This is a genomic window from Actinomycetota bacterium, from assembly GCA_013152275.1.
GTDB lineage: Bacteria > Actinomycetota > Acidimicrobiia > Spongiisociales > UBA4744 > BMS3Bbin01.
In genome coordinates this window covers 1-5,297 of the sequence record JAADGS010000093.1, presented here as the reverse complement: position 1 = coordinate 5,297, position 5,297 = coordinate 1, and the positions used below count along the sequence as shown (strand labels likewise).

Annotated in this window: 8 protein-coding genes; all 8 read left to right on the top strand. The window is 63.0% G+C overall.

Features of this window, described 5'->3' with window-relative positions; translation table 11 throughout:
* The first annotated feature begins 215 nt into the window (after positions 1-215).
* Positions 216-692 carry a prepilin-type N-terminal cleavage/methylation domain-containing protein gene (locus GXP34_14495; protein ID NOY57176.1) on the top strand — a complete coding sequence of 159 codons (477 nt, stop codon included), beginning with the start codon at positions 216-218 and terminating at the stop codon, positions 690-692.
* A gap of 95 nt (positions 693-787) precedes the next feature.
* Positions 788-1,243 (top strand): prepilin-type N-terminal cleavage/methylation domain-containing protein, encoded by a 456-nt coding sequence (locus tag GXP34_14490; protein NOY57175.1) that lies wholly within the window; start codon positions 788-790, stop codon positions 1,241-1,243.
* Between the two features lie 2 nt (positions 1,244-1,245).
* The gene (locus GXP34_14485) at positions 1,246-2,010 is read left to right on the top strand and encodes a prepilin peptidase (protein NOY57174.1); all 765 of its coding nucleotides are present in this window, start codon (positions 1,246-1,248) and stop codon (positions 2,008-2,010) included.
* A gap of 193 nt (positions 2,011-2,203) precedes the next feature.
* Entirely contained in the window at positions 2,204-3,268 is a 1,065-nt protein-coding gene (pilM, locus tag GXP34_14480) for a type IV pilus assembly protein PilM (protein ID NOY57173.1), read from the top strand.
* On the top strand, positions 3,268-3,888 hold the full coding sequence (locus tag GXP34_14475) for a hypothetical protein (protein ID NOY57172.1): 621 nt from the start codon (positions 3,268-3,270) through the stop codon (positions 3,886-3,888). The genes pilM and GXP34_14475 overlap by 1 nt, the downstream gene beginning before the upstream one ends.
* The gene (gene pilO, locus GXP34_14470; protein ID NOY57171.1) at positions 3,885-4,478 is read left to right on the top strand and encodes a type 4a pilus biogenesis protein PilO; all 594 of its coding nucleotides are present in this window, start codon (positions 3,885-3,887) and stop codon (positions 4,476-4,478) included. Before GXP34_14475 ends, pilO begins: the two co-directional genes overlap by 4 nt.
* Complete coding sequence (locus GXP34_14465) at positions 4,478-4,981, top strand: hypothetical protein (GenBank protein NOY57170.1); 504 nt, start codon at positions 4,478-4,480, stop codon at positions 4,979-4,981. Before pilO ends, GXP34_14465 begins: the two co-directional genes overlap by 1 nt.
* Positions 4,982-5,021: 40 nt before the next feature.
* Positions 5,022-5,297, top strand: a 276-nt coding sequence (locus GXP34_14460) for a chorismate synthase (GenBank protein NOY57169.1), incomplete at its 3' end; no start/stop codon positions are given.

Here is a 5,297-nt window from a genome sequence, read left to right as displayed (position 1 = left end):
TTCCCCCCAACGGTCGCTTCGCTCCCTGGGGGGACCAATAGAGGTATTGCCCCGCGGTCTCGTATCGATCCTGCCTCGAGGTACGAAACTCGAAATACATGGCTCTCGGGAACCCGTCGATACGTGACGAACGTCGCGAAAAACACTCAACCAAACGCGGATGGAGACCGATACACCGTTCGAGGGTCGAGAGACGGCCCGGAAGGAGAGCAATCATGATGGAGAAGATCCATCAAAGGCTTCACAGCGACGAAGGCTTCACCCTTGTCGAGTTGATGGTGGTCGTGCTGATCATTGCCATTCTCATGGCGATCGCCATCCCGACATTCCTGGGTGCACGTCAGAAGGCACAGGATCGGGCCGCGCAGAGCAATCTTCGCAACGGGCTTACCGCCGCGAAGGTGTTCTATGTGGATGGAGAGACCTACCTGAGCACGAATATCGCCGGTACGATCACGGCATATGAGGCGCTCGAACCGAGCCTCGACTTCGATACTCTTGCCAACGTCAGCACGTCGAAGATCGGGATTCCCGTAGCCACCGCCTCCACCGTCGTTCTCGTCACCGAGAGCGCATCCGGTACGTTCTTCTGCATCGCAGACGACACGTCGGGTGGTGGGACGACCTACAACTCGGCTACAACGGCTGCGGCCATCGACACGGTTGCCGAGTGCAACCAGTCCAGCTGGTAATACAGCTCACGAACATACGATTGAGAGGGTGGCCACGGCCACCCTCTCTTCCGTTCATCTCAGGTCTCCCCGCCGGAGGCCGATGAGATAGAGATATGCACCAGGACAGGCACGACGCAGGGTTCTCGCTCACCGAGTTGCTGGTCGTGCTCGCGATCATGGCGATACTGCTGAGCATCGCTGTGCCCACACTGCTGGGCGCCAGACACAGAGCCCAGGACACCGCCGCCCAGGCTACGCTGGTCACCGGTCAGAAGACGGAGGAGGTCTTTGCTGCAGACGCTGGCATCTACACGGCGAACGGGGCGAGCCTCTCGGCCCTGGAGCCGAGCCTCGACTGGAGCGGTGCTGCGGACGACTCGATTCATATCGTGGTGGCAACCGTCGTGAACGTCGACGACTCCGTCCTCCTCTATGCCCGTTCCAACTCGGGAACATGGTTCGGCCTTCGGCACGTGCGTGCCGGCGCGAGCGCCGGCCTGTACAAGTGTCTCGGCACTGCGCGGAGCGATGTCGACGACATGGCCGATTGCGCCGGGCTCGATTGGTAGCGATGCTCTCCGCAACGATTGCCCTGGCAGGCCTGATGGTCGGATCCTTTCTCAACGTCGTCGCCTACCGCATCCCACTCGGGCTATCGGTGGTCAACCCGCCGTCCGCCTGCCCGCACTGCGGCCATCCGATTCGCCCATGGGACAACATCCCCGTTCTCTCCTGGCTGCTGCTGGGGGGCCGCTGCCGTGATTGTGGAGAAAGGATCTCGATCCGCTACCCGCTCGTCGAAGTCTTCACCGCAGGGGTGTTCGGGGCGTCCGCCTGGTTCATCGGGCAGCAATGGATCCTGATCCCGTACCTGTGGTTTGCGGCGGTGACGATCGTTCTCGCGCTCACCGACCTCGACCACCACCGAATCCCCAATCGCATCCTGTACCCCGGGACGATCGTCGGTCTGCTGCTGTTGGCCGGGGGAGCGTACGCAGATCACGCCGTCGAGAATCTGCCTCGAGCACTCATGGGCGGTGCGATCTACTTCGTTCTGCTGTTCATCATCGCGCTGGCGGCTCGCGGCGGGTTCGGCATGGGGGACGTCAAACTGGCTTTCTTCCTCGGGCTGTTTCTGGCGTATGCATCCTGGGGCACCTTGGTGGCGGGCATCTTCCTGGCCTTCTCCTTGGGTGGCCTGGCAGCGATCACGCTCCTGGTGACACGCCTTCGTGGGAGGAAGGATCCGATCGCGTTCGGCCCCGCCCTCATCGCCGGAGCGTGGATCGCGATCCCGGTGGGGCAGTCGCTCCTGTCCTGGTATCTCCGGACGTAACGGGGCATGTCGGGCCGTATCCGGCCGCGACGGTGTCGAGCACGAAGCATGGTGCGCGACGCGCGTTCCACCTCTTTGCTTGCCTGCGCCGCGGCGCGTTGGTAGGCTCCAAATGACACCGATGTAATTCGGTGCGTGCGGCTGTGGGTCAGTCGCAACAGGCCGGGAGCCTGCCCGGCCAGGGCGGAGAGTCATGGCGATCAATGTCGGTCTGGATATCGGCACAAGTGCGGTCCGGGCTGCAGTGGTGCAGACGGGAAAAGGGGTACCTGTCCTCAAACGTTACGGACAGGTGTCACTGCCCATCGGTGCCGTTGTTGCCGGTGAGATCGTTGAGCCGTCGACGGTACGGGACGCTCTGACCCAGCTGTGGAAGACGGCAAAGCTCCCTCACAAACGCGTGGTCGTGGGAATTGCGAACCAGCGTGTCATCGTCCGTCGGGTCGACGTGCCCTACATGTCCGAAGAGGAACTCAGGGAGTCGTTGCCGTTCCGTGCCGCCGAGTACATTCCGATTCCGGTCGAAGAGGCAATCCTCGATTTCGTGCCATTGGAGGAGTTCAGCACGCCCGACGGCGAGGCGATGCTGTCCGTTCTCGTGATCGCCGCGCAGCGTGAAATGGCCAACGAAGTGCTCGAAGTCATCTCCGGGGTCGGGGCGAAGCCGATGGCCATCGACCTCCAGGCGTTCGCCCTCGTCAGGGCGATCGTCGGCCCCGACCTGCAACTCGACGAGGGTGCTCGCGCCGTGGTGAACATCGGAGCGGGTGTGACACAGGTGGCCATCGTTCGAAACGGGACGGTTCGCTTTCTGCGTATCGTGCCCATCGGTGGCGAGCAGTTCACACGTGTCCTTGCCGAGGCGCTCTCGCTCGACTTCCAGGAAGCCGAGCGAAGGAAGCGCAAGACGGGAGTCACTCCCGACGGTGACGCCGCTTCGGAGGAGGATGAAGGCAAGCGAGCCCTCACGGAAGAGACCGACGCGCTGATCGAAGAGGTTCGCGGCTCCATCGACTACTACCGCTCCGAATCCGGCGGCACTGCGGTCGACAGGATCCTCATCTCCGGCAACGGTGCACGCCTCCCACACCTGGCCAACCGGATGGGTCAGTCGTTGGAGCTTCCCATCGAGGCCGTTCGGATCGTTGGAGACGACACCCTCAAGTTCGGCAAACTGGGTATGTCGGAAGCCGAGCTGGCCCAAGTGCAGCCGGTCCTGCCTGTCGCAGTCGGGCTCGGCCTGTGGAGCGAAGCCTGATGCGCCCGATCAACCTGCTGCCGCCAGAGATTGCCCAGAAGAAGGAGTCGCGGCGCAAGGTCGCCAGATTGGTCACGCTGGGGATTCTCTACGTCGTACTGCTCGCTCTCGTCTCCTACTGGCAAGGCGGGAAGGCCCAAGGAGTCGAAGACGAGTTGATCGCACAGAAGCAGGCGAATCAGGCCACGCAGCAGCAGATCGACGCGCTTGGCGACTCCGCGGACCTGCGGACCGGATACGAAGACGGTGTGGCACGGATACGGTCGGCTCTCGAGAGGGACGTTGCCTGGGGAAAACTGTTCAACGATCTCGCCCGTGTCATCCCGGATCGCGTCTGGCTGACATCGTTCGATGGGAGTGTCGACGCGAGTGGGGATATACCGGGTGTGGTCGGGCAGGTGCAGGTGGGAGCGACGGCCTTCGACTATCCGGATGCGTCGACGTGGCTTCGCGTCGTCGACAGCGATGTGTGGCCGGCCCTGGCGGGGGGGTGGGTCACTTCGGCGCAGATGTCTGCGATCGGGGAGATCCCCGTGGTGGACTTCCAGTCCAGCGCCTCGCTGATGCAGCCGAGCGTGTCGACGAGAGTGGATGAACGGATCCCGGAAGTGCCGGAATGAAGCGAACCGGAGTCGTCTTTGGTTTCCTCGTGATCGTGCTCCTGACCGCGCTCTGGTACATGTTCTCCATGCGGCCGATCAACGAGGGGATCGCCGACACCAAGGCGCAGCTCCAGACCGAGCGTGACACGGAAGTCCTGCTTCGCACACAGCTGGCCGCCCGAAAGACGATTCAGGACAACGAGTTGAGCTATATCTCCGCGATCGGTGCGATGGATGCACAGATCCCACCGACACCGCAGATGCCGGCGCTCATCGACGACCTCGACGCGCTTGCCGACGAGACCGGCATCGATTGGCTGGGCAGCACGATCGGGAACCCCACACAGGTCGAGAATCAGGACTACTTCGAGATACCCATATCGATCAGGATCGAAGGTCAGTTCTTTCAAGTGCTCGGCTACCTGTACGGGATCTCGGAGCTCGAACGGTTGGTCCGCATCGACGGCATCGCGGCCACTCCGAGCGACAAGGACGGGTTCACCGTGTTGGATGTGACGATCTCCGCCAAGGCGTTCACCACGGGCGACCTCGTGACCGAAGATGTCGGAGACACGACGACAACAACGACTCCGGACGGAGGTGAGTGATGGGGAACCGGCGGACAGGTTGGGCGACCGCAATCTCGATCCTGCTGATCGGCGCAGCCATCGCAGCCGCATGGCTGGTCATCGCCCCTTCGATCTTCGGGACTTCTTCTCCGGCTCTGAGCGGACCGCTTGCCCAGACAGGGCTTGCCCCTCCGGCGGCAGCCGGCGTGGCCGGTCCTGCACCCGTGGCCGGTTCCTTTCAACTGTCGCAGCCGAGAGATCCGTTTCGTCCGCTCATCACCGAATCCTCACCGGCAGGAACCGGGGACGGTTCCACGGGCACCTATGAGCCGTCGGGAACTCGCGTCCGACTCGTCGGGATCACGGATGTTGGCGGAGTGCTCCGGGCCACCGTGGAAGTGGACTCGGTGAGCTACGACGTGGGCGTCGGTGACGCGTTCGGGGGCAGTTTCATGGTTGTCTCGCTCGACGCCGACAGCGGTGTGTTCCTGTACGGAGACAATGCCTTCGAACTCTCGGTCGGCCAAGAGATCCTCAAATAGGACTTGCTTCGCCGGCGCAATGCTTCGAGACTGCATCGTGATGATGCGCTTTCTCACTGCAGGTGAGTCACACGGACCGGGACTCGTCACGATCGTGGACGGTCTGCCGGCCGGCCTTGCATTCCTCACCGAAGGGCTCGCGGCCGAACTCGAGCGCCGCCGGCGGGGGTACGGGCGAGGGCCTCGAATGCGCATCGAACGGGATAGCGTCGAGATCCTGGCGGGAGTCCGCTATGGCGTAACGACCGGGGCGCCCGTCGGTGTGCTCATCAGGAACACCGAATGGGAACGGTTCGAGGCGATGCTCTCCCCGGAA